Genomic DNA, 22,750 nt, shown 5'->3' with positions numbered 1-22,750 from the left:
GCCCCGCCCGAGGCGCGCGGGCACGCGCCGGGCGCGACGGGCGGGGCCGGCGCGGCACCCCGTAGGGTCACACTCATGGAGCACGAGCACCCCGCACTTGACCTGTCCGTGGACGCCGCCGAGCTGACCGCCCGCCTCGTGGACTTCCCGTCCGTGAGCGGGAACGAGAAGCCGCTGGCCGACGCCGTCGAAACCGCGCTGCGCGCGCTGCCGCACCTGCGCGTGGACCGGGACGGGAACGCCGTCGTCGCGCGCACCGACCTCGGGCGGGCCGAACGTGTCGTCCTCGCCGGCCACCTGGACACCGTGCCGATCGCGGACAACGTGCCCTCGCACCGGACCGAGAACGCCGACGGCGAGCAGGTGCTGTGGGGCTGCGGCAGCTCCGACATGAAGTCGGGCGTCGCCGTGCAGTTGCGGATCGCGGCCACCGTGCCCGAGCCCAACCGCGACCTGACGTTCGTCTTCTACGACAACGAGGAGGTCGCCGCCGAGCTCAACGGCCTGCGGCGGCTGGCCGAGCACCACCGCGACTGGCTGGCCGGCGACTTCGCGGTGCTGCTCGAAGGCACCGAGGGCCAGGTCGAGGGCGGCTGCCAGGGCACCCTGCGGGTACGCGTGGAGACCACCGGCAGGCGTGCCCACTCCGCGCGGAGCTGGCTCGGCGACAACGCCATCCACCACGCGGCACCGATCCTGGAACGGCTGTCCCGGTACGAGCCGCGCCACGTCGACATCGACGGCCTGACCTACCGCGAGGGTCTGAACGCGGTACGCATCGAGGGCGGCCACGCCGGCAACGTGATCCCCGACGCCTGCGCCGTCACCGTCAACTTCCGCTTCGCCCCCGACCGCTCCCAGGAGGCGGCCCTCGCCCACGTCCGCGAGGTCTTCGACGGCTACGACGTCGTCCTCACCGACAGCTCCCCCGGCGCGCTGCCCGGCCTATCGCACCCGGCCGCCGCCGCGTTCGTGGCCGCGGTCGGCGCCGAGGTCGCGCCCAAGTTCGGCTGGACCGACGTCGCCCGCTTCTCCGCCCTGGGCGTGCCCGCGGTCAACTACGGCCCGGGCGACCCGAAACTGGCGCACACCCGCGAGGAACACGTCTCGGTCAGCGCCATCCTGCGGGCCGAGGAGCGGCTGCGTGCCTGGCTGGAGTCCTGACCCGACCGGTCGGCCGGCGTCACCGGCCACCGACCGGCGCCGCGCGAGCTGGCCGTACGCCCGGACGCCGGCCACCTCGCCGGTGGCCTGAACGCGCGGTTTCGCGCGCCCGTCCCGTACGCGTACCGCTGGCCTTGCTCATGTGAAACCTCGCTGGTCGGCCGTGCCGGAGGCATACGCTGAAGGGCACAGATCCTCCCCTCGCGCGGCGGGGGGAGGAGCACGCGAAGGGAGCGCATATGGCCAATGCCGAGATCGGGCGTACGCCGGGGGGCGAGGGCCCGCAGCAGGAGCAACGGCTGGGGCCCGTGGTGCGTCGCCGAGGTCAGATCCAGTCGGGCACCACGGACCAGCACCTCCTCGACACCCACGGCGCCAGCGGCTGGGTGCACGAGGACCCGTTCCGAGTGCTGCGCATCCAGGCGGAGTTCGTCGAGGGCTTCGGAGCCCTGGCCGAACTCGGCCCCGCGGTCAGCGTGTTCGGTTCCGCGCGCACGGCCCCCGACTCGCCCGAGTACGAGTCGGGGGTGCGGATCGGCCGCGCCCTGGTGGACGCGGGCTTCGCGGTGATCACCGGTGGCGGCCCGGGGGCGATGGAGGCCGCGAACCGGGGGGCCTACGAGGCCGGTGGGGTCTCGGTCGGACTCGGCATCGAGCTGCCGTTCGAGCAGGGCCTGAACAAGTACGTCGATATCGGGGTGAACTTCCGGTACTTCTTCGTCCGCAAGACGATGTTCGTGAAGTACGCGCAGGGCTTCGTGGTGCTGCCGGGCGGACTCGGCACGCTGGACGAGCTGTTCGAGGCGCTGACCCTGGTCCAGACGCGCAAGGTGACCCGCTTCCCGATCGTCCTCTTCGGCTCCGCCTACTGGCAGGGGCTGGTGGACTGGATGCGCGACACGCTGATCGCCCAGGGCAAGGCGTCGCCGCGCGATCTGGACCTCTTCCACATCTCGGACGACGTGGACGAGGCGGTCGCGCTGGTCAGCAAGGAGACGGGCGTCTAGCCACCCCGTACCCGCGTCGAGCACCCCGCCGGGGGCCCGGCACCCCAGCGGCGCCGAGCGACCGCCGGTCGGCCCGTGGCTCGACGGGCCCGTGGCCCGGCCGGCCCGCGTGGGGTCAGGCCAGGCCGCGGCGGGCCACGGCGGGCGGGCGGTGGCCCGCGATGGTCGCCACCATGTCCAGCACCTGCCTGGTCTCGGCCACCTCGTGCACGCGGTAGACCCGCGCGCCGAGCCAGGCCGAGACCGCCGTGGTGGCCAGGGTGCCGAGCACGCGTTCCTTCACGGGCTTGTCGAGCGTCTCGCCCACGAAGTCCTTGTTCGACAGCGAGACGAGTACCGGCCAGCCCGTCTCGACCATCTCGCCGAGCCGTCGGGTGGCCTCCAGCGAGTGGCGGGTGTTCTTGCCGAAGTCGTGTCCGGGGTCGATCAGGATCGCGTCCCGCCGCACCCCGAGCCCGGCGGCGCGCTCGGCCAGGCCGAGGGTGACCCGCAGGATGTCGGCCATCACGTCGTCGTAGCCGATCCGGTGTGGCCGGGTCCGGGGCTCGGCCCCGCCCGCGTGCGTGCACACCAGCCCCACGTCGTAGCGCGCGGCGACCTCGGCCAGTCGGGGATCGACGCCGCCCCACGCGTCGTTGAGGAGATCCGCCCCTGCCTCGCACACCGCCTCGCCGACCTCGTGTCGCCAGGTGTCGACGCTGATCACCACGTCGGGGTGGCGCCGGCGCACCTCGGCGACGAACCCGACCGTACGCCGCGCCTCCTCGCTCGCGCTCACCTCTTCCCCCGGCCCCGCCTTGACCCCGCCGATGTCGATGATGGCGGCACCCTCCGACACCGCCTGGTCGACCCGGTCGAGCGCGGGCCGGTCCCGGAAGGTCGCCCCCTGGTCGTAGAAGGAGTCCGGCGTTCGGTTCACGATCGCCATGATCACCGGCTCGTGCGTGTCGAACTCGCGCCGTCCAAGCCGCAACATTGCCTCACTCCCTCGTCCGTGGTCCGGCAGCGACCCTAGCCGCTGCGGTGCGGGCCCACTGTCGCGGCGTACGGCGTCGGTGTCGGTGCGGCATGGCACGATCGGGGCTGTTGAATTGCGGATGCACCTCGGGGAGACGTCGTGTTCTGGTTCTTGCTCATCGCGCTCGTCGCGGTCGTCGGGGCGGTGACGCTCGTGGTGGTCGGCGGTGGTGACGGCGCCGCGTTGCCCGAGGCGCGGCCGGACCGGCTGATCGACCCGCTGCCCGAGGACCGGCCCCTGGACCACGCGGACGTGGCGGCGCTGCGCCTCCCGGTGGCGCTGCGCGGGTACCGGATGGCGGAGGTGGACGACGCGCTCGGGCGGCTCGGGGCCGAACTGGCCGAGCGGGACGCCCGGATCGCCGAGCTGGAGGCCGTCCTGGCCGGTGCCCAGGCCACGGGGTACGCGGAGCCGGGGCTGATAGGCGAGCTGGGCGCGGCCCGGGCCGCGCCGCCCCCGGCGTGGACGGACGACACCGCCGGCCCGGACCCTGACGTGGACCCGCTGGCGGGCCACGGCGTCGGCCCGGCCGGCGTCGCGGAGCCCGGCACAGTGGAGAGCGACGCCCGCGCCGCCGAGGCGATGGCCTTCGGCCCCGGTGGCGGCGCGTCCGGGGCGGACGCCCCGAGCGGCGCGGGCGACACGGACGGCGCGGGTGGCGCGGGCGGGTCGGCCGACCCCACGGACGCGGCCCCCGTGGGCGGGCCGGCGCACCCCGTGGAGGATCACCCCGGCACGGCTCCCGACCCGGACGACGCCGCACAGCGCCGCCCGGACGCGCACGCGGACACACCCTCGGACGGGAGGCCGGCCCCCGCGCGGCCGGCGAAGCCCGGGGTACCAGAGTCCGGGACACCGGAGCCCGGGACGCCGGAGCCCGGGTCTGGGCACGCGGGTCGGGACGGGGAGCGGGGAGAGCGGGCATGAGCGAGACGGGAGCGGAGGCCGGGCCGGACGGCCTGTTGCGCTGCGCGTGGGGACTCCAGGGCGAGTCGATGGCCGACTACCGCGCCTACCACGACCACGAGTGGGGCCACCCCGTGCACGGGGACGACGCGCTCTACGAGCGGCTGTGTCTGGAGGCGTTCCAGTCCGGCCTGTCCTGGCTGACCGTCCTGCGCCGCCGCGAGGGCTTCCGCGCGGCGTTCGCCGGCTTCCGGATCAAGGCGGTGGCGGAGTTCACCGACGAGGACGTGACGCGGCTGCTCGCCGACCCCGGCATCATCCGCAACCGGGCCAAGATCACCGCGGTGCTGAACAACGCCAGGGTCGCCGCCGAACTGGCCGAGGGCGAGCTGGACGAGCTGATCTGGTCGTACGCCCCGGACCACGCGGACCGGCCGGCGCCGCGCACGCCGGACGAGGTGCCCGCGATCACCCCGGAGTCCACCGCGCTCGCCCGCGACCTGAAGAAGCGCGGCTTTCGCTTCGTCGGCCCGACCACGGCCTACGCGCTGATGCAGGCGTGCGGCCTGGTCAACGACCATCTGGCCGACTGCCACGCGCGGGGCGCCCGCCCGGCCGGCTGAGCCGCGCGGGCCCGCCCCGGGACCGACCGGCGCGGGCCCGCGCGAGGGCACGGCCGGGTGCCGGCGCGCGGGTGGAGCCCGGCGGCGAGCGGTGGGCGTGCCCCGGTGGCGGGCGGTGGGCGTGCTTCGGCGGCGGGCGGGCTCCCGGTGGCGCGGTCCCGGGCCGGACGCGCCGGTCAGCGCCCCAGGAACGTCGGCTTCTCCTTCTTCACGAAGGCGTCCACGGCGATCCGGTGGTCCTCCGACGCGCCCGCCCTGGCCTGGAGTTCGTCCTCCTTGGCCAGCGCCTCCGGCAGGGTGTGCCCGGCCGCGTAGGCCAGGGACTCCTTGATCGCGGCGTAGGCCAGGGTCGGGCCGGCGGCCAGTCGGCGGGCGGTCTTCTCGGCCTCGGCGGCGAGTTCGGCGGCCGGGACCACCGTGTTCGCGATGCCCAGGGCAGCCGCCTCCGCGGCCTTGATCGAGCGGGGGAAGAGCAGGAGCTCGGCCGCCCTGCCGTGGCCGACGAGCCGGGACAGCGTCCAGGAGACGCCCGAGTCGGCGCTGAGGGCGACCCCGGCGAAGGCCGTGGTGAAGGAGGCGGTGTCGGCGACGACCCGGTAGTCGGCGGCGAACGCGAAGCCCGCGCCGGCGCCGGCCGCGACGCCGTTGACCCCGGCGACGACGGGCTTGGGCATGCCGGCGATGGCCGTGACGATCGGGTTGTAGTGCTCCCGGACGGTGTCCATGGTGGCCCCCGAGGCGCGCACCGCGTCGTCGTGCAGTCGCTCGACGTGCTCCTTGAGGTCCTGCCCGACGCTGAAGGCGCGCCCGCTACCGGTCAGCAACACGGCGCGGACCGCGGCGTCGTCGGCGGCCTGCCGCAGGACGTCCCGCAGCGTCTCCTTGAGCTCGGTGTTGAGCGCGTTCATGGCGTCGGGACGGTTGAGGGTGATCGTCGCGAGTCCGTCGGTCACGTCGTAGAGCACGGTGTCGGCCATGGATGGGGTCCCTCCGTATGGGTCCGTGGGTCCGCCGCGCCCGCGGGGCCGCGGGCCGGTGGGCGTGCGGGCGGTGTCGTCCGGGCCCGGCGGCCCGCGACCGGTCGCGGGCCACGCGGTCGGCCGGAACCGTATGGTGTCCCGGCCGCCCGGATCCTCGCGTTCCGATCCGCCGCGATCACCCCGGCCGGCCGGCGTCGCGAGGTCGGTGTACGCTCCCGCGGTCCGCGCTCAGCATGCCGGAGATCCGCACGTCCGTCATGTGACCTGCGTCAAAGAACCGACCTACCGTTCGGGCCGGGCCGCCGCGAAGTATCGCGACGTGATCGCCGAATTGAGTGGTTTTGGGGGAGTCGCCCGCGGAGGCGATCACCGCCGCCGTTGGTCATCGGGTCATTGCATGCGGGATAATGGCGGGGAAGCAATGTGTTCGATGCCGGTGACGCCTAGGTTGTCGGCTGCGATGAGCTGGTTTCAGGAAGGGGAACGAGCATGGCGGCCATGAAGCCGCGGACGGGCGACGGCCCGCTCGAGGTGACCAAGGAGGGGCGGGGCATCGTCATGCGCGTTCCGCTCGAAGGCGGCGGTCGACTCGTCGTCGAGCTGACACCGGACGAGGCCGACGCGCTGGGCGACGCACTGAAGAAGGTCGTCGGCTAGCAGCGCGGGCCACAGGATCATGCGTACTGCCCCGGTTACTGGTGCGAACCAGCAACCGGGGCAGTGGCGTTCACGCCCCCCGCGCCCCCGCCGTCACCCCGCCCCCGACTTCCGCACCGGCGCGCCGCGCCCACCCGCGCCGCGCCGCACGCCGCGCACCCGCCCACCTCCGACGGCGCCCGCGCCGCACCGCCCTCCTCTTTCGAGCCGCGCCCGCCACGCCGCGCGCCGCTCCCTCGCGCCCCCGCCGCCCGGCCCGCCCGTGCCTCGCCGGCCCACCCGCCGCGCGCCCCGGCACGCCTCGGCCCGGCCGCGCGCCCCAAGCCCCGTCGACCGGCCAGGCCGCACCCGCGCGCCCCTCTTTCCGACGGCCCCGCGCCCCCGACGACCCCGCGCGGCCCCACATGGGCGTGACCTTCGTCTCTACCGCCGCACTGCCGCGCCTCCGCCTCGGGGTGCGCGGCCCGGCCCCCTCGGCACGCTCGACGCGGGCGGGTGGCGGGTGGCGTGGTGCTGTCCGGATGTTCCGCGCGCGGCCGACGTGCGCGCCGCCGCCGGCGCGCCAGGCGGTGACGTACGGGCGGAGGCGGTGTACGAGGCACTGGCCGTGGGTGCCGAGGGGCGTACGGGGCGACGGCGCGGATCCGATCGACGCGTACGAGACGGTCGCCCGCGAGACGGTCGCGTAGGAGACGGTCGCGTACGAGAGGGTCGGCCGCGCGGGCGGCGGGGGCAGCGGTGGGCGGCGGGGTCAGCCGCGCTTGACCGCGCAGAGCAGGCCGTCGCCCACGGGGAGGAGCGAGGGCTGGAGCACCGTGGACTCGCGCACGGCTCGCAGCAGCTCACGCAGCCGCAGTACCTCCATCGGCTGGGCGGCCGACTCCACCGTCCGGCCGTCGGCGAACACGCCCTCGAAGCAGACCAGCCCGCCGGGGCGCAGCAGGCGCAACGATTCCGCGAGGTAGTCGAGGCACTCGGAGCGATCGGCGTCACAGAAGACGAGGTCGTAACCGCCGTCGGCCAGGCGGGGCAGGACGTCCAGGGCGCGGCCGGGGATGAAGCGGGCCCGGTTTCCGGCGAAGCCCGCCGCGCGGAACGCCTGGCGTGCGAACTGCTGCCGCTCGGGCTCCAGGTCCACCGTGGTCAGGACGCCGTCGGGCCGCATGCCGTGCAGGAGGTGGATGCCGGAGACGCCGGTGCCGGTGCCGATCTCGGCCACGGCCTTGGCGTCGGCGGTGGCGGCGAGCAGGCGCAGCGCGGCCCCCGTGCCCGAGGACACCGAACGCAGCCCCGCCTCCCGGGCCCGCTCGCGAGCCCAGCGCAGCGCCGTGTCGTCGATGTGCTCGACGCCGTACGCCTCGGCGAACGCCCAGCTCGTCTGCCGGTTGCCGGTAATGGCCCTCTCCTGTCCCCGTAGTTGACGCAACGGTGACTGTATCCGCTGCGCTCGGGAACCCGCAGATGGGACCGGGCGTTGAAAGGTGACGGATAGATCGAGCGAGCAGTGAACGATCGAGTCCAAATGCAGGTCAAAAATACTTATCCGGAGCTAACGGGCGAGGTGGATATGGTAGGGGCTCTACTGGAGACCACCAGAGCCGACAGGGGAGGTGCGGCTACGACCGGTGGCCGAAGAGTGCTCAGGCGCTTTCGCGGGCCGTCGGACGAGCCGAAATCCGTGACGAACACCGCTGACCGTTTCCGCACCACCGAATCCGCACCTACCGCGACTTTCGCCACCGATGCGGACTCGCAGGCGTGGACCCCTCCCACCTGGGAGGAGATCGTCAGCACCCACAGCGCACGGGTCTACCGCCTCGCCTATCGCCTCACCGGCAACCAGCACGACGCCGAGGACCTGACCCAGGAAGTGTTCGTCCGGGTCTTCCGCTCCCTGTCGACGTACACGCCGGGCACCTTCGAGGGCTGGCTGCACCGCATCACGACCAACCTCTTCCTGGACATGGTCCGCCGCCGGCAGCGCATCCGCTTCGACGCGCTCGGTGACGACGCGGCCGAGCGGCTCCCCAGCCGCGAGCCCTCTCCCCAGCAGCACTTCAACGACACCCACTTCGACGCCGACGTGCAGCAGGCCCTGGACACCCTGGCACCGGAGTTCCGCGCCGCCGTGGTGCTCTGCGACATCGAGGGCCTGTCGTACGAGGAGATCGCCGCGACGCTGGGCGTCAAGCTCGGCACCGTGCGCAGCCGTATCCACCGTGGTCGCTCGCACCTGCGCAAGGCCCTCCAGCACCGTTCCCCATCGGCCCGCGCCGAGCAGCGCGCGGTCGCCTCCGTGTCCCCGGTCGCGCCGGGGCTCAGCGGGGAGGTCGGGATCGCGTGACCGGTTCAGGCGGTCAGTCCCCCGCCGAGCAGCACCTCGGCGACCGCCTCGCGGCCCTGGTCGACGGCGAACTGGGACATGATGCGCGCGAGCGTGTGCTCGCGCACCTGGCGACGTGTCCTCGCTGCAAGGCCGAGGCGGACGAACAGCGACGGCTGAAGAACGTGTTCGCCCAGGCGGCCCCGCCCCCTCCCTCGGAGGGGTTCCTCGCGCGGCTGCAGAACCTGCCCGCCGGCCCGCTCGCCGGCGACGACGACGAGCGCACCCCCTTCGGTGCCCCCGCCGTCGACCCGAACCCCTTCGACCTGCGGGAGGGGGCGTTCGCGTTCCTTCCCACGGGTGCCGCCGCTCCCCGTGAGCGCGGCTTCCGGATACACGAGGTGGACCGCACCCTGCCCCGCAGCCGGAGGTTCGCCTTCGCCGCGGCCGGCGCGGTCTCGCTGGCCGCCGTCGCGCTCGGCGGCGCGCTGCCCCTGGACGCCGCCGTGGACTCGCCCGGCGGTCGGGCGGAGGGCAACGGCACCGCGATCACGCCGCTGCGCACGGAGGGCGGTGAGGGCGCCACGGCCGGGCTGTACGAGAGCGCGCGTCGGTCGATGGGGCTCTTCTCGGCCAGCGGAGAGCGCTCCGCGCAGCTCGATCCGCGCACCGGCCGGCCCATCACGCCGCCGCCCACGGCGACCACCCACCCCGGCGTGCCGTCCTGGGCGGACGGGACGCCGTCGGACTCGATGGGCAGCGCGCTGCCGCCGCTGATCCAGCCGGTGCTGTCGCTGGCGGCCCGGTCGTCGGCCGGCCAGCCCGGGGGGCGCGAGCGGAACGCGGCGCCGGCGCCCACCCATATGGACGTCCCCTCGCATCCGGCCAGCCAGGCGACGCCACTGACCGGTGCCGGCGTCGACCCGCGCGGCGGCAACGCCCGCTGACCACCGACCGACACCGCCCCCGACCACCGTGTGTGGCCGGGGGCGTCGACCGGGCCGACCGGGGAACGGCGTGGCCGGTCCACTGCGCGAGCTCGGGCAGACCTGATTGAATCGCCGGTGGGCCGCGCCGACCGGGTGCGCCGAAGCACGCCCGTCGAGGCGCGGCCCGCGCCGGACCGCGGGCGAACTGTGGGGAGAGCATGAACGACGGGAAGACCCCGAGGCCGAAGCCGAAGTGGTGGAGCCGTCCGCACCTGGGCCCCGCCGGACAGCCACCCGTGGAGGACCCGCCAGCCGTGACGGACCAGCCGACCACGCCCGGGCCCGAGCAGGCCCCCGCGCCGCCGACCGGCCCCGCGCCCACGGCACCGCCGCCCGCCGATCCCAGCGCCGACTTCGAGCTGGCCAAGGCGGCCGCGCCGGTCGCGCCGGCCCGCCCGGCGGACACGCGGCACGGCGACACCGAACGCCCAGCGGAGGCCGCGCCGACTGCGGCTGAGCCCGCTGTCGCGGCGTCGGGTGACGCGGTGCGGCCAGTGGACGCCGAGCCGAACGCGGCCGGACCCGCTGCCGCCGCGTCGAGTGATGCCGTACGAGCGGCCGACGCGGGGCCGGATGGCGTGGAGTCGGGCGGCGTGGAGTCGGGTGGCGTGGAGCCCGCCGCCGCTGTGCCGGGCGCCGCTGTGCCCGGCGCGGTGTCGGCAAAGGGTGTGGCTGGTTCCGCGCCCTCGTCCGACAGCGCTGTCACGGACGGTGTCGAAGCGGCGGAGGCCCGGTCGGACGGTGCCGTCGAGGACGGGGAGGCCGCGTCGGCCGGGCGTCGGACCCCCCGGCACGCGCCCGACCCCTACAGCACCCCGCCCTACGGCGAGCCGGGCCCGTGGGCGCCCGCGCCACCCGTGCAGCACCCGGTGCCCACGCCGGCCCACGGCACCCACGTACCGCCGCACCAGGGCCACCCGCCGCACCCCGGGACGACGCCCGCGCACGGCACCACGATGCCGGCGGCCCCCGCGCCCGGCCAGCCCGTGCCCGGACCTCAGCCCTACCCCGCGCACCAGCAGCACCAGCAGCCGGGGACGCCGACGTTCGCCGCGCCGGCGCCCGCCGGGCCGGGGGCGCCGACCGAGGCGCCCGCCGGTGTGCAGTGGCAGCACTACGACCCGTGGCGGGCCTCCGCCGCCGGCGTCGGTCAGCCCGGCCCCGGCCCCTCTCGCGCGGGTCGGAAGCGCGGGCCGCTCGTGGTCGGCGCGCTCCTGCTGGCGCTCCTGGCGGGCGGCGTCGGCGGTGGCATCGGCGTTTACCTGGAGCGGCGGACCGACGACACCGAGCAGATCCACCTGCCGCAGTCGCCGGCCGAGACGAAGCAGGCCAGGGACCCGGACAGCATCGCCGGCATCGCGGCGCGGGCCCTGCCCAGCGTGGTGACCATCCACGTCAAGGGGGCCGGCGCGCAGGGCACCGGGACCGGCTTCGTGCTGGATGAGAGCGGCAACATCCTGACCAACAACCACGTCGTGGAGTCGGCCGACCAGGGGGGCTCCGACGCGGCCATATCGGTGACGTTCAACGGCGGTCAGAGCGCGCGAGCCAAGATCGTCGGGCGGGACGCCGGGTACGACCTGGCCGTCATCCGGGTGCGGGGCGTCACCGGGCTCAAGCCGCTGGCGCTGGGCAACTCCGACTCGGTGCGGGTGGGTGACCCGGTGGTGGCCATCGGCGCCCCGTACGACCTGGCGGGCACGGTCACCTCCGGGATCATCAGCGCCAAGGAACGCCCGATCACCGCGGGCGGCGACAAGGTGGACGGCAGCGACGTCTCGTACGTGGACGCGCTGCAGACCGACGCGCCGATCAACCCGGGCAACTCGGGTGGGCCGCTGGTGGACGCCAAGGGTCGGGTGATCGGCATCAACAGCGTCATCCGCGCGGCCGACGACGGCGGGCTCGGCACCGGTCAGGGCGGCAGCATCGGCCTGGGCTTCGCGATCCCGATCAACCAGGGCAAGCGGGTGGCGGAAGAGCTGATCAACACGGGCAAGGCGGTGCACCCGGTGATCGGGGTGACGCTCGACATGAAGTACCGGGGCGACGGCGCGCGGGTCGCCGACAGCGGTGGCGACGGGCCCGCGGTGACCGAGGGCGGCCCCGGCGACAAGGCGGGCGTCCGTTCGGGCGACGTGATCACCAAGGTGGACGGCGTCCCGGTGCGCAGCGGTCAGGAGCTGATCGTGAAGATCCGCAGCCACCGGCCCGGCGACCGGCTGCGGCTGACCCTGGAGCGGGGCGCCGACGAGCGCGTCGTCGAACTGGCGTTGGGCGCCGCGAGCGACGTCCCGCGCTGACGGCCCCGCGCGAGCCCGGCGCGCGTCGCCGGGCTCGCGTGACTCCGGACATCCGGGACGTGCGGGATGTCCTGTGCGGCGGATCGCCGGGTACGGGCCCGCTCGCGCGTGGCTCGTTCGGGGCGGGTGTGGCGTCTGGGACGGTACGGGCGTGGCGGAGGCGGGGTTGTGCGACCGGCTTCACCCGGAGTTTGCTGTGCGGGAGAGGCACGACCCGACGCCGCGCGGCGCGCGTCGGGGGCGCCGGGGCGGTGTTTCCGGGGTCGCGCGGCGGTGTGGGGCGGAGAGCGTGTCGTGCCGGGGGCGGAAGTCGCAAGGCGCACCCGAGCGTGGCGCTTGGTCTGTTGTTGGTCTGGCCGTCTCCCGTACCACACCGTGAGGCAGGTACCGTGTTGGATGGCCTGGACCGTCGGCCACGGACGCATCAAGGAGCTGCAAGGTGTTCTTCGACATAGGACCCCTAGAGCTAATCGCTCTCATCATCCTTGCGGTGCTCATCTTCGGCCCGGACAAGCTGCCCAAGGTGATCCAGGATGCCGCCCGTTTCATCCGTAAGGTCCGGGAGTTCTCGGACAGCGCGAAGGAAGACATTCGGACAGAGTTGGGTCCGGAGTTCAAGGACTTCGAGTTCGAGGACCTGAACCCCAAGACGTTCGCCCGCAAGCACCTGCTGGACAAGGACGAGCTCGGTCTGAAGGAGATCCGCAACGGGTTCGACTTCAGCAAGGAGATGGCCGAGGTCTCCGATGTGACACAGGCACGCGACACCACGGGCGGCGTCGACTCCGCACCGCCCTCTGGAGGCGCCTCCGGCGGCTCTGACCTGCTGCGCAAGCGGGACAAGCCGGAGCCCGACGACCGGCCGCCCTTCGACTCGGACGCCACCTGATCCCATTCGGGCCGACCTGTATGGCTATCCTCCCTGTGTCCAGGTGAGGTCGCCTGAAGGGGGGCGGGCCGTCACGACGCAGGGCAACGAGGAGGCTCCGCGCAGATGGAGACGACGAGTCGGGCAGATACGCAGGACGTGGCGGCGACTCCGGGCGCGCCCGGTGAGGACACCGCGCCGGCCACCCCGGGCATGCCGGCCGAGGCGCGCAGGAAGGTCGACGACTATCTGCTGGCCGCGTTCCCCTGGTACGGCTTGGACGAGGCGTTCGCCGGGCCCCGCTGGCTGATGCGGGTCGGCGCGGCGGCCGACGGCACCGTGGAGCACGGCGCCACCGGGCACGGCGAGGTGCCCTCGCTGAAGGTGGAGACCAGCGCGGAGAGCCGGGACAAGCAGCGGTTCGCCGTCGTCGTGACGGTGGCCAGCCGCCCGGTGCGGCGCAGCGCGGACGGCACCGGCATGCTGGAGGCCACCTCGGTGTCCTCGGCGGCGTGGCTGGCGGGCTCGGGGTTGCTCTCGTGCACCTGGCCGTCCCAGATGGAGCGCGCGCTACGGCAGGACTGGCTCGACCAGCAGACCGCGATCGCCTGGGAGCTGGCCGACGACCTCGACGGCTCCGCGTGGTCGCAGCTCACGCTGCCCGTGGACGGGGTGCCCACCGACTTCCACTACCGCGAGTCCGAGTACGGCTGGGTGCTGGCCGGCTCGGCCCGTGAGGGTGTGCACGTGGGGGCGTACGGGCGCGGGATGAGCGCCTACGGGCTCGGCTTCTCGGTGGTCAGGGACATCACGACGTACGCCTAGCCCCATAGGTCCAGAAACGTTACGACACGGGCGAGGCGAGGGCTCGACATGCCGCGGGCCCGCGCCGTGTGAGTGGCGCCCCCCGAAGTGGCGGCCCACTGGCGGGGTGGCCTCGGGCGGGTGTGCCCGAGGCCCACGGCGCCTAGAACTTGTTCCGCGGGGTGATGCCCAGCGACAGGCCGGCCAGGCCGCGCTGACGGCCGCCCAGCTTGCCGGCGATGGAGCGCAGCGCGCTGCCGGCGGGGGACTCGGGGTCGCTCAGCACGACCGGCTTGCCCTCGTCGCCGCCCTCGCGCAACCGGACGTCGATGGGGATGGCGCCGAGCACCGGGACCGTCGCGCCCGTCGTGCGGGTCAGGCCGTCGGCGACGGTCTGACCGCCGCCCGTGCCGAACACGTCCACCATCTCGTCGCAGTGCGGACACGGCAGCCCGGACATGTTCTCCACGACGCCGACGATCTTCTGGTGGGTCTGCACGGCGATGGACCCGGCGCGCTCGGCGACCTCGGCGGCGGCCTGCTGCGGCGTGGTCACCACCAGGATCTCCGCGTTGGGCACCAGCTGGGCCACCGAGATGGCGATGTCGCCGGTGCCGGGCGGCAGGTCGAGCAGCAGGACGTCCAGGTCGCCCCAGAAGACGTCCGCCAGGAACTGCTGGAGCGCGCGGTGCAGCATCGGCCCGCGCCAGACCACCGGGGCGTTGCCCGGGGTGAACATGCCGATGGAGATGACCTTCACGCCGTTCGCCGACGGCGGCATGATCATGTTCTCGACCTGGGTGGGGCGGCCGGTGGCGCCGAGCATGCGCGGCACCGAGTGGCCGTAGATGTCCGCGTCGACGACACCGACCTTCAGGCCGTCGGCCGCCATCGCCGCCGCCAGGTTGACCGTCACGGACGACTTGCCGACACCGCCCTTGCCGGACGCCACCGCGTACACCCGGGTCAGCGAGCCCGGCTTGGCGAACGGCACCTCGCGCTCGGCCTGGCCGCCGCGCAGCGAGGTGGCCAGCTCCTTGCGCTGCTCGTCGCTCATCACGTCCAGCTCGACGCTGACGTCGGTGACTCCGGGGACCCCGGCCACCGCCTCGCGCACGCTGGAGGTGATCGTGTCCCGCATCGGGCAGCCGGCGACCGTCAGATAGACCGCGACCGCGACCGCCCCGTCCGGGGAGATCTCTACCGATTTGACCATCCCGAGTTCGGTGATCGGGCGGTGGATCTCCGGGTCGTTCACCGTCGCGAGAGCGTCGCGGACCGCCTCTTCGGCGGGAGCGGCGGGTGGGCCGGTCGTTTCGGTAGCCATGCCCCGATGGTACGGCGCGGGCGCGGTGCGCGGGAAAGCCTGTGGACGGTCGCTTTCCTCACGCCGACCGGCGCCGTATGCCGGGAATAGCTGGGCTCCCGCGCGGTGGTCCGCCCCGCGCCGTCGAGCCTCCGATCCCCCGCGGTGGGCCCGCCGTTGGCTACCCGCGCCGGCCGTCGGGCCCGCCCTGGCCGCGCCCCGGGCCGGCGGCGTGGCCGCCGTCCCCGGGCGAACCTGGGCCATCCGCCGGGCCGCCGCCGGCCGGGCCGTCGTGACCACCACCGCCGGCGCCTCGCGAACCGCCCCGGTCGCCGCTCCCGCCGCCGCCCCGAGCCCGGCCCCGCCCCGCCGCGCCGTCGGCGTCCGGCGGCCGGTCCCGCTCCTGGCCGCGTCGGTCCCGTTCGCCGGCGTTCTCCCCGGCGCGCGCGTGCTCGCGCTCGGTCGGGGGGCGCTGCCGCAGGGGGGCCGGTGGCGTGGGGCGCTGTCGCTCCAGCTCGCGGACCAGGTCCTCGAACTCCGAGCGGATCCAGTCCCGCGTCGCCACCTCGCCAAGGCCCAGCCGCAGCGCGGCGATCTCCCGCGTCAGGTACTCGGTGTCGGCGATGCTGCGTTCGTTCTGCTTGCGGTCCTGTTCGAGGTTGACCCGGTCCCGGTCGTCCTGCCGGTTCTGCGCGAGCAGGATCAGCGGGGCCGCGTACGACGCCTGGAGCGAGAGCGCGAGGGTCAGGAAGATGAAGGGGTAGCGGTCGAAGCGCAGGCCGGCGGGGACGGTGGTGTTCCACACCACCCACATCACGATGACGACCGACATCCACACGATGAAGCGCCCGGTGCCCAGGAAGCGGGCCGTGCGCTCGGAGACGCGGCCGAACGCCTCCGGGTCCCAGCGGGGCAGCAGGCTACGTCGGGGTTCGCGCGGCTGGTCCAGGCGGACGCGTTCACCGGCCATCGGTCACCTCCGACAGGCCGGGCACGACCGCGCCGTGCAACTCACGCTCACGCCAGTCGTCGGGCAGCAGGTGGTCGAGCACGTCGTCCACGGTCACCGCGCCGAGCAGCGACCCGCTGGCGTCCACCACGGGCGCGGCGACCATGTTGTACGCGGCCAGGTAGCTGGTCACCTCCGAGAGCGCGGTGTCCGGCGGCAGCGGGTTCAGGTCGCTGTCCACCAGCGAGCTGACCAGCGTGAACGGCGGGTCCCGCAGCAGCCGCTGGAAGTGCACCGTGCCCAGGTACTTGCCGGTGGGCGTCTCGTCGGGGGCCCGGCACACGTAGACCTGCGCGGCCAGCGCGGGGGACAGGTCCGGATTGCGTACCCGGGCCAGCGCGTCGGCCACCGTGGCGTCCGGCAGCAGCACGATCGGCTCCGTGGTCATCAGCCCGCCCGCCGTGCGCTCCTCGTACGACAGCAGCCGGCGCATGTCCGCCGCGTCCCGGGGGCGCATCAGCGTCAGCAGCCGTTCCTTGTCCTCCTCGGGGAGCTCGGAGAGCAGGTCGGCGGCGTCGTCGGGGTCCATGGCCTCCAGCACGTCGGCGGCGCGCTCCTCCTGGAGCTTGCCCAGGATCTCCACCTGGTCGTCGTCGGGCAGCTCCTCCAGGACGTCGGCGAGCCGGTCGTCGTCGAGCGCGGCGGCCACCTCGGCGCGCCGCTTGGCCGTCAGGTGGTGCAGCACGCTGGCCAGGTCGGCGGGGCGCAACTGCTCGAAGGTGGCCAGCAGGTTCTCGGCGCCCTGCCCCTGCTCGTCGAGGGAGAAGCCGGTCACCGCCGACCACTCGACGGTCAGCGCCTCGCCGGAACGCCGGCCACCGCCGGGCCACCTGCCGCGCAGCGCCGGGGCCTTGCCGCGCCGTACGAAGACCTTGTCGATCTCCCAGTCGCGGCGCGCGGGGAGCTGGGCCACGGCCACGTCCAGGACGGTGACCTCCTCGCCGGTCTCCACGAGGGTCACCCGGCGGTCCAGGAGCTCGCCCAGGACCAGGGTCTCGGTGGGACGCTGCTCGAAGCGGCGCATGTTGACCACGCCGGTGGTGATCACCTGGCCCGACTCGACGCCGGTGACCCGGGTCATGGGCAGGAAGATCCGGCGTCGGCTGACCACCTCGACCACCAGGCCCAGGACGCGCGGCGGTCGGCCGCTCAGCCCCAGCATCGCCACCAGGTCGCGCACCCGGCCCACCGGGTCCCCGTTCGGGTCGAAGACGGCGACGCCGGCCAGGTGCGAGACGAACACGCGGGGGGCTGCCGCTCCCATGTCACGCGCCTCCTTTCACGGACGTGCCCGCGCCGTGGACGTGCCCGGGGCGCGGGCGGACCCGGGCTCGCGGACACGCCCGGGTCGCGGGCGGACCCGGAGGGGGCCGACGCCCGACGGTGGCGCGTAGACCCGGACGCCCCGGGTACCTCTGTATACCTCGTCTGCCCCGCGAATCAACGAATATCAGGTGATATGCCGCACTGCCTCGCGGGCGGCGCATCCGCCGACCACGCCGCGCCGCGCTCGCCGACCCCCACCCCGCCGCACCCGCCGCGTGTGCCGTGGGGCCATCGGGGCCGATGTCCGGCATACAGGGGTTGGCCGGCTTCGGGAGAGGGTGCGGTACTTCGCTCGGCCGAGGTGGGGAAACCCCTCACCTTCCCCCACGGTGCGCCGCCACCGCGTCCCCGCGACACCGGTACGCTGCCCCCTGCACCGGCATCAGGAGGCAGCGGACGTGCGCACCTGGAACACGGCTCTCACCGCGGCGACCTGCGCGGGGTTGGCCATCGCCACGCTCGCCGGATGCGGCGGCGACGGCGAGAAGAAGGACCCCGACGCGGGCACCAACGGCGTCGGCAAGCTGCCCGCCGAGACGATCGAGGCCAGGGCGCGCCAGGCCGCCCAGCGCGCCGGCGCGGTGCGGCTGACCGGCAACGTCGTCAGCAAGGGCCGTACGTACACCCTGGACATGCGGCTCAAGGGCGACGGCGGCACGGGCCAGGTCTCCACCCAGGGCGGCACCTTCCAGCTCCTGCGCATCGACAAGGACCTCTACCTCAAGGCCGGGGCCGACTTCTGGACGCACGAGAAGGGTGACGCCACGCCCGCCGCCGGCGCGGGCACCGGGCAGGGCACCGAGGCGGACCGCACGGCGGCGAAGAAGCTGGACGGCAAGTACGTGAAGGTCCCGGCCGGCGACCCCTCGTACAAGCAGCTCAGCGGCTTCACCGACAAGACCGTGCTGCTCGACGGGCTGCTCGGCCTGCACGGGGAGATCACCAGCGGCGAGCGTGCCGACGTCGCCGGAGTGCCGACCATCCGCGTCACCGGCGACCAGGGCAACGGCGGCTCCCTCGACGTCTCGCTGCGCGGCACGCCCTACCCGCTGCGCCTCCAGCGCGCGGGCGGCGCCGGCGTGATCCGACTCGCCGACTGGAACAAGGAGTTCGCCCTCACCGCGCCCCCCAAGAGCGATCTGGTCGACTACGGCCACCAGTTGCCGCAGAGCGAGGGCTGAACCCCCGCGCACTCCCGCCCCTCGCGCGACGGAAGCCGTCGCCGCGTCAACTCTCGTTGAGAAGGGGCGAGTTCGGTTCGTCGGATCGATGGCCGGTTACGGGAAGGTGGCCGGCGCCCGGCCGTCCAGTGGCCCGGCGCGGGGCGAGCCGGAAGGCGGTCCCCCACGTGTCGTCGGGCTCTGGCTGTGCCCGATCGAGCTGCCTAGCCTTGCCCTTATGGACACCACTCTCAGCACTTCCGTTCCCTCCTCCGCCCCGCTGACCGCACCACGCGGCGCCGCCGCGCCGACCTCCGGCGACCTGCTGGCCGGCAAGGTCGCGTTAGTCATCGGCGCCGGCCGGGGCATCGGCGCCGCCGCGGCCCGGCTGTTCGCCCGGGAGGGGGCGCACGTGCTGCTCGCGTCCCGGGCCCGGGACGAACTCAAGACGGTGACCGAGGACATCAGGGCCACGGGCGGCACGGCGGAGTACGCCTCGTGCGACCTGGCGGACGCCGACAGCGTGCGCGCCGCCGTCGAGCGCGCCGTGGAGCTGTACGGCAGACTCGACGTCGCCTTCAACAACGGGGCCACCGGAGCCCCGCCCGGCCCCCTGGAACGCGTGCGGGAAGCCGACTTCGACCGCGTCTACGCCGTCAACCTCAAGGGCACGTGGCAGGCCATGGCCGCCGAGGTCGACGCGATACGGGCCACGGCGGGCGCGGGCGCCATCGTCAACACCTCCAGCGTCGGCAGCCTGATGGGCAACGCCGAACTGGCCACGTACGGCGCGATGAAACGGGCCGTCAACAGCCTCACCGAGTCCGCCGCCATCACCTACGGCCCCGAGGGCATCCGCGTCAACGCCATCGCCCCGGGCACCACGCTGACCGAGATGATGTACGACTGGGACACCGCGTCACCCGGCACCATCGAACGGCTCAACGCGCAGACCCCGCTGCGCCGCGCGGCCGACCCCGACGAGATCGCCGAGGCCGCCGCCTGGCTGCTCAGCGACCGTTCCTCGTACGTGACGGGCACGGTGCTGCGCGTGGACGGCGGCCTGCGCTCCTGATCCCCGGCGCCTCGGCCCGTGCCCCGGGCCCGGTCGTGTGCGGCGCTCCCGACGACGGCGGGCGGCGTACGCGGCCGGGTGCTCCCGTCCCCGCGATGTCGGGGCGATGGGCTCAGCGCGGGTTCCTACGGGTCTTCCCCCGGGCGCGGCGGCGCAGCAGCTTCGGCAGCGCCTCGGGCATCGGCTGGCGGGTGGTCGCCGGGGTGGGGGCCGGGGCGGCGGCCAGCGAACCGTCCGGCTGTGGGGCCAGCGGGGCGGGGGCCGGCTCCAGGCGCAGCACCCGGCACTCGCGCGCCCAGCGCTCGACGACCCGCGCCGAGTCCGGGGCGTTCAGCCGCTTGGGCTTGAGCTCGGCCACGGCGGCCTCCCACGCCTCGCTGCGCGGCGCCAGCTCCACCACCCGGGCCGTCCAGCCCACCAGGCGCCCACCCTTGTCCTTGCTGCGCACGGTGACCGTCGCCGTACCGCCGTCGGTCAGCCCCAGACCGTCCAGCGGCTGCTCCATGAGCCCCATGCCCCGCGCCGGGGTGTCCTCGCGGGCGTCGGGGGAGCCCGCGCCCGAGGTGTACGAGCCCACGATCGTCGCGGCCCCCTCGTGCCACAGGTGCCACAGCGCGCGCGGCGCGCTCCGGGTGGCGCCGGTCGCGCCCAGCACCCAGATCAGGCCGGACTTCTTCGTCGCCTCTTCGATCAGGGCCCGATCCGTGAGGGCCTGCTCCCCGCTGTGCGTCATGAACCCAGCTTATGGGGTGGTCACGGCCGTGCCAGACGGCCAGGCGACCGACCCGACCCGCCCCCGCCCCGACGGCGTGAACGGCCCGCGCGGACGCCCCACCCAGCACACCGGGGCGGAGCGAACCGGGGCACGGGGCGGGCACGACGGGCGCGCGAGGGAACGCCGGCCGGGCGACGGCGCGGCGGCGCGGGGTACGCGCCGGGGCGTGACGGCCACGGGTACGCGGCACGGGCTCGGGCCGACGCGGTGCCACTGCCGTCGCGCTGCCGCGCGCCGTACGCTGTGCGCGTGCGCGTTCGATCGACCACGTCACGTGGCGACGCCCCGCGTCCCACCGCCGGCGCCCCCGGCACCACCACCGGCGGCGGCCCGGCGCCGCTGGACCTCACCCTGCTCGGCGTCGCCGTCGCCGGCATCTCGCTGTCGGCCCCACTGATCGCGGCGACCGCGGCCCCGGCCCTGGCCGTCGCCCTGTGGCGGAACGTGATGGCCGTCGGCGCCCTGACCCCGCTCGCGCTGCTACGCCACCGGGCCGAGCTGCGCGCGATGGGCGCGCGGGCGGTGGGCCTGTCGGCCGCCGCGGGCGCGCTGCTGGCCGTGCACTTCGGGGTGTGGCTGCCGAGCCTGCACATGACCTCGGTCTCCTCCTCCACCGCGCTGGTCACCACCACGCCGATCTGGACCACGGTGCTGCTGCGCCTGGGCGGCCACCGCTCGTCGGGGCTGGTCTGGGCGGGCATCACGGTGGCCTTCCTCGGCGTGCTCTGGCTCACCGGCGTGGACCTCTCGCTCTCGCCACGCGCCCTGGCCGGCGACGGGCTGGCCCTGGCGGGCGGCATGGCGGGAGCGGGCTACATGCTGCTCGGCGCCGAGGTGCGGCGCACGGTAGGCACCACCGCGTACACCTGCGTCTGTTACGCCACCGCTGCCGCCCTGCTCCTGGCGGCCTGCCTGGTCGCCGGCGTGCGGCTCGGCGGCTACAGCGGTACGACCTGGCTGAAGCTGGCCGTGCTGACGGTGACCGCCCAGTTGCTCGGCCACTCGCTGCTGAACCGGGTGGTGGGCGGCCTCGGCCCGGCCGTCACCTCGACCGCCATCCTGCTGGAGACACCGGGGGCCGCGCTCATCGCCGCCCTGTGGCTGGGCCAGCACCCCCCGGCCGTCGCCTACCCGGCGCTCGGCATCATCCTGCTGGGCCTGGCCCTGGTCGTCCTGGACGGCCGTGCCAGACGCGCCGACTGAGCCCGCCGCCGGACCCCGCGCGCCCGGGTGCCCGCACCCCGGCCGGGCGGCTCGTCGGCCGCTACAGCCAGCCGTTGCGCTTGAAGCCGCGGTGGATGGTGAAACAGATGCCCGCGATGAGGGTGAGCACCGCCGGATAGCCGTACTTCCAGCGCAACTCCGGCATGTGGTCGAAGTTCATGCCGTACACGCCGCAGATCATCGTGGGCACCGCGATGATGGCCGCCCACGCGGTGATCTTGCGCATGTCCTCGTTCTGCGCGACGGTCGCCTGCGCCAGGTTGGCCTGGAGGATCGAGTTGAGCAGGTCGTCGAAGGAGAGCACCTGCTCGTTGACCCGGGCCAGGTGGTCGGCCACGTCCCGGAAGTACTTCTGGATGTCCGGGTCCACCAGCCGCATCGGGCGCTCGCTCAGCAACTGCATCGGCCGCAGCAGCGGCGAGACGGCCCGCTTGAACTCCAGCACCTCGCGCTTGAGCTGGTAGATCCGGCCCGCGTCGCCGCCGCGCGCGGAGGCGCGACCGCCCTTGGCGGGCCCGTTCGTCGCCGAGAAGACATCGATCTCGACCTCGTCGATGTCGTCCTGGACGGCGTCGGCCACCGCGATGTAGCCGTCGACGACCTGGTCGGCGATGGCGTGCAGCACCGCGGAAGGGCCCTTGCCCAGCAGGTCGGGGTCGTCCTGGAGCCGGTGTCGCAGCGCGCGCAGCGAGCCCTGGCCCCCGTGCCGGACGGTGACGATGAAGTCCCGGCCGGTGAAGCACATCACCTCGCCGGTCTCCACGATCTCGCTGGTGGCGGTGAGCTCGGTGTGCTCGACGTAGTGGATGGTCTTGAAGACGGTGAACAGCGTGTCGTCGTAGCGCTCCAGCTTGGGCCGCTGGTGGGCGTGGACGGCGTCCTCGACGGCCAGCGGGTGCAGCCCGAACTCCTGGGCGATGCCCGAGAACTCACGCTCCGTCGGCTCGTGCAACCCGATCCAGGCGAAGCCGCCGTCGGCGCGTACGCGGGCCATCGCCTCGGTCGGGCTGACGTGGTCGCTGACCCGCCGGCCGTCCCGGTAGACGCCGCAGTCCACGACGGCGCTGGTGGCGGACGGATGGCGGGTGGTGTCGTACTCGCTGGTGGTATGCCCTCGCCGCAGGGCGGGGCGGACGGCTGCGCGCAGGTCACGAATCATCGACATACGGACTCCTCAGCGGGCCGGTCGTCAGCGGCAGAGCGCGGGGCGCAGCGCGATCCGGAAGGTGGACG

At 74.3% G+C, this 22,750-nt stretch carries 20 protein-coding genes and 1 pseudogene; 13 read left to right on the top strand and 8 right to left on the bottom strand.

What is annotated here, in order from left to right; translation table 11 throughout:
• The first annotated feature begins 75 nt into the window (after positions 1-75).
• On the top strand, positions 76-1,164 hold the full coding sequence (dapE, locus tag ACFVFR_RS22275; RefSeq protein ID WP_383704374.1) for a succinyl-diaminopimelate desuccinylase: 1,089 nt from the start codon (positions 76-78) through the stop codon (positions 1,162-1,164).
• Between the two features lie 239 nt (positions 1,165-1,403).
• The gene (locus tag ACFVFR_RS22270) at positions 1,404-2,171 is read left to right on the top strand and encodes a TIGR00730 family Rossman fold protein (protein WP_383704372.1); all 768 of its coding nucleotides are present in this window, start codon (positions 1,404-1,406) and stop codon (positions 2,169-2,171) included.
• 115 nt (positions 2,172-2,286) lie between these two features.
• On the opposite strand, the gene folP is transcribed toward ACFVFR_RS22270, so the two are convergent.
• Complete coding sequence (gene folP / locus ACFVFR_RS22265; RefSeq protein WP_383704369.1) at positions 2,287-3,147, bottom strand: dihydropteroate synthase; 861 nt, start codon at positions 3,145-3,147, stop codon at positions 2,287-2,289.
• A gap of 141 nt (positions 3,148-3,288) precedes the next feature.
• On the opposite strand from folP, the gene ACFVFR_RS22260 reads away from it, so the two are divergent.
• Positions 3,289-4,116, top strand: a complete 828-nt coding sequence (locus ACFVFR_RS22260; protein ID WP_383704367.1) for a DivIVA domain-containing protein — start codon at positions 3,289-3,291, stop codon at positions 4,114-4,116.
• Entirely contained in the window at positions 4,113-4,718 is a 606-nt protein-coding gene (locus ACFVFR_RS22255; RefSeq protein WP_383704365.1) for a DNA-3-methyladenine glycosylase I, read from the top strand. Before ACFVFR_RS22260 ends, ACFVFR_RS22255 begins: the two co-directional genes overlap by 4 nt.
• Before the next feature lie 176 nt (positions 4,719-4,894).
• Here ACFVFR_RS22255 and ACFVFR_RS22250 read toward each other — a convergent pair whose 3' ends face one another.
• A complete protein-coding gene (locus ACFVFR_RS22250; protein ID WP_383704363.1) occupies positions 4,895-5,695 on the bottom strand; it encodes an enoyl-CoA hydratase-related protein in 801 nt (266 codons plus the stop codon).
• Positions 5,696-6,187: 492 nt separating this feature from the next.
• Here ACFVFR_RS22250 and ACFVFR_RS22245 point away from each other — a divergent pair, with 492 nt between their 5' ends.
• Positions 6,188-6,355, top strand: a complete 168-nt coding sequence (locus ACFVFR_RS22245; protein ID WP_003966491.1) for a DUF3117 domain-containing protein — start codon at positions 6,188-6,190, stop codon at positions 6,353-6,355.
• Positions 6,356-7,106: 751 nt separating this feature from the next.
• On the opposite strand, the gene ACFVFR_RS22240 is transcribed toward ACFVFR_RS22245, so the two are convergent.
• Positions 7,107-7,781, bottom strand: coding sequence for an O-methyltransferase (locus tag ACFVFR_RS22240; RefSeq protein ID WP_383704361.1), 675 nt, complete (start codon positions 7,779-7,781; stop codon positions 7,107-7,109).
• Between the two features lie 141 nt (positions 7,782-7,922).
• On the opposite strand from ACFVFR_RS22240, the gene sigE reads away from it, so the two are divergent.
• The 5 genes from sigE to ACFVFR_RS22215 all read left to right on the top strand — a co-directional run bounded on the left by sigE (position 7,923) and on the right by ACFVFR_RS22215 (position 13,663).
• Positions 7,923-8,699, top strand: coding sequence for an RNA polymerase sigma factor SigE (gene sigE, locus ACFVFR_RS22235; RefSeq protein ID WP_383704490.1), 777 nt, complete (start codon positions 7,923-7,925; stop codon positions 8,697-8,699).
• Positions 8,696-9,625: an anti-sigma factor family protein gene (locus ACFVFR_RS22230; protein ID WP_383704359.1), complete on the top strand. Its 930-nt coding sequence runs from the start codon at positions 8,696-8,698 to the stop codon at positions 9,623-9,625. The genes sigE and ACFVFR_RS22230 overlap by 4 nt, the downstream gene beginning before the upstream one ends.
• A 200-nt stretch (positions 9,626-9,825) precedes the next feature.
• Positions 9,826-11,970, top strand: a complete 2,145-nt coding sequence (locus tag ACFVFR_RS22225; RefSeq protein ID WP_383704357.1) for a S1C family serine protease — start codon at positions 9,826-9,828, stop codon at positions 11,968-11,970.
• A 439-nt stretch (positions 11,971-12,409) separates the two neighbouring features.
• Entirely contained in the window at positions 12,410-12,859 is a 450-nt protein-coding gene (locus ACFVFR_RS22220) for a sec-independent translocase (RefSeq protein ID WP_383704355.1), read from the top strand.
• 105 nt (positions 12,860-12,964) lie between these two features.
• Positions 12,965-13,663 (top strand): hypothetical protein, encoded by a 699-nt coding sequence (locus ACFVFR_RS22215; protein ID WP_383704353.1) that lies wholly within the window; start codon positions 12,965-12,967, stop codon positions 13,661-13,663.
• Between the two features lie 142 nt (positions 13,664-13,805).
• Here ACFVFR_RS22215 and ACFVFR_RS22210 read toward each other — a convergent pair whose 3' ends face one another.
• From ACFVFR_RS22210 to ACFVFR_RS22200, 3 genes and pseudogenes are all read right to left on the bottom strand, one after another.
• The gene (locus tag ACFVFR_RS22210; RefSeq protein ID WP_383704351.1) at positions 13,806-14,969 is read right to left on the bottom strand and encodes an Mrp/NBP35 family ATP-binding protein; all 1,164 of its coding nucleotides are present in this window, start codon (positions 14,967-14,969) and stop codon (positions 13,806-13,808) included.
• 469 nt (positions 14,970-15,438) lie between these two features.
• Positions 15,439-15,918: pseudogene (locus tag ACFVFR_RS22205) on the bottom strand (DUF1003 domain-containing protein); the annotation flags it as partial.
• Positions 15,908-17,221: a magnesium transporter MgtE N-terminal domain-containing protein gene (locus ACFVFR_RS22200; protein ID WP_383704349.1), complete on the bottom strand. Its 1,314-nt coding sequence runs from the start codon at positions 17,219-17,221 to the stop codon at positions 15,908-15,910. The gene ACFVFR_RS22200 and the pseudogene ACFVFR_RS22205, both read right to left, overlap by 11 nt.
• Positions 17,222-17,681: 460 nt before the next feature.
• On the opposite strand from ACFVFR_RS22200, the gene ACFVFR_RS22195 reads away from it, so the two are divergent.
• Positions 17,682-18,464, top strand: coding sequence for a hypothetical protein (locus ACFVFR_RS22195; RefSeq protein ID WP_383704347.1), 783 nt, complete (start codon positions 17,682-17,684; stop codon positions 18,462-18,464).
• Between the two features lie 217 nt (positions 18,465-18,681).
• Positions 18,682-19,518, top strand: coding sequence for an SDR family NAD(P)-dependent oxidoreductase (locus tag ACFVFR_RS22190; RefSeq protein WP_383704345.1), 837 nt, complete (start codon positions 18,682-18,684; stop codon positions 19,516-19,518).
• A gap of 112 nt (positions 19,519-19,630) precedes the next feature.
• On the opposite strand, the gene ACFVFR_RS22185 is transcribed toward ACFVFR_RS22190, so the two are convergent.
• The gene (locus tag ACFVFR_RS22185) at positions 19,631-20,251 is read right to left on the bottom strand and encodes a hypothetical protein (RefSeq protein WP_383704343.1); all 621 of its coding nucleotides are present in this window, start codon (positions 20,249-20,251) and stop codon (positions 19,631-19,633) included.
• A 285-nt stretch (positions 20,252-20,536) separates the two neighbouring features.
• On the opposite strand from ACFVFR_RS22185, the gene ACFVFR_RS22180 reads away from it, so the two are divergent.
• On the top strand, positions 20,537-21,496 hold the full coding sequence (locus tag ACFVFR_RS22180) for a DMT family transporter (protein WP_383704341.1): 960 nt from the start codon (positions 20,537-20,539) through the stop codon (positions 21,494-21,496).
• Between the two features lie 61 nt (positions 21,497-21,557).
• Here ACFVFR_RS22180 and ACFVFR_RS22175 read toward each other — a convergent pair whose 3' ends face one another.
• The gene (locus ACFVFR_RS22175) at positions 21,558-22,682 is read right to left on the bottom strand and encodes a magnesium and cobalt transport protein CorA (protein ID WP_383704339.1); all 1,125 of its coding nucleotides are present in this window, start codon (positions 22,680-22,682) and stop codon (positions 21,558-21,560) included.
• Between the last annotated feature and the right edge of the window lie 68 nt (positions 22,683-22,750).

The sequence above is a fragment of the Streptomyces sp. NPDC057702 genome, assembly GCF_042799315.1.
GTDB lineage: Bacteria > Actinomycetota > Actinomycetes > Streptomycetales > Streptomycetaceae > Streptomyces.
Note: the sequence above shows the minus strand (reverse complement) of the source record. Positions and strands in the feature narration are given on the sequence as shown.

Excerpts from the sequence above, each read along its gene's own strand:
- dapE (WP_383704374.1), top strand. The coding sequence starts at position 76 with ATGGAGCACGAGCACCCCGCACTTGACCTGTCCGTGGACGCCGCCGAG.
- ACFVFR_RS22270 (WP_383704372.1), top strand. The coding sequence starts at position 1,404 with ATGGCCAATGCCGAGATCGGGCGTACGCCGGGGGGCGAGGGCCCGCAG.
- folP (WP_383704369.1), bottom strand. The coding sequence starts at position 3,147 with ATGTTGCGGCTTGGACGGCGCGAGTTCGACACGCACGAGCCGGTGATC.
- ACFVFR_RS22255 (WP_383704365.1), top strand. The coding sequence starts at position 4,113 with ATGAGCGAGACGGGAGCGGAGGCCGGGCCGGACGGCCTGTTGCGCTGC.
- ACFVFR_RS22250 (WP_383704363.1), bottom strand. The coding sequence starts at position 5,695 with ATGGCCGACACCGTGCTCTACGACGTGACCGACGGACTCGCGACGATC.
- ACFVFR_RS22245 (WP_003966491.1), top strand. The coding sequence starts at position 6,188 with ATGGCGGCCATGAAGCCGCGGACGGGCGACGGCCCGCTCGAGGTGACC.
- sigE (WP_383704490.1), top strand. The coding sequence starts at position 7,923 with ATGGTAGGGGCTCTACTGGAGACCACCAGAGCCGACAGGGGAGGTGCG.
- ACFVFR_RS22225 (WP_383704357.1), top strand. The coding sequence starts at position 9,826 with ATGAACGACGGGAAGACCCCGAGGCCGAAGCCGAAGTGGTGGAGCCGT.
- ACFVFR_RS22215 (WP_383704353.1), top strand. The coding sequence starts at position 12,965 with ATGGAGACGACGAGTCGGGCAGATACGCAGGACGTGGCGGCGACTCCG.
- ACFVFR_RS22210 (WP_383704351.1), bottom strand. The coding sequence starts at position 14,969 with ATGGCTACCGAAACGACCGGCCCACCCGCCGCTCCCGCCGAAGAGGCG.
- ACFVFR_RS22200 (WP_383704349.1), bottom strand. The coding sequence starts at position 17,221 with ATGGGAGCGGCAGCCCCCCGCGTGTTCGTCTCGCACCTGGCCGGCGTC.
- ACFVFR_RS22190 (WP_383704345.1), top strand. The coding sequence starts at position 18,682 with ATGGACACCACTCTCAGCACTTCCGTTCCCTCCTCCGCCCCGCTGACC.
- ACFVFR_RS22185 (WP_383704343.1), bottom strand. The coding sequence starts at position 20,251 with ATGACGCACAGCGGGGAGCAGGCCCTCACGGATCGGGCCCTGATCGAA.
- ACFVFR_RS22175 (WP_383704339.1), bottom strand. The coding sequence starts at position 22,682 with ATGTCGATGATTCGTGACCTGCGCGCAGCCGTCCGCCCCGCCCTGCGG.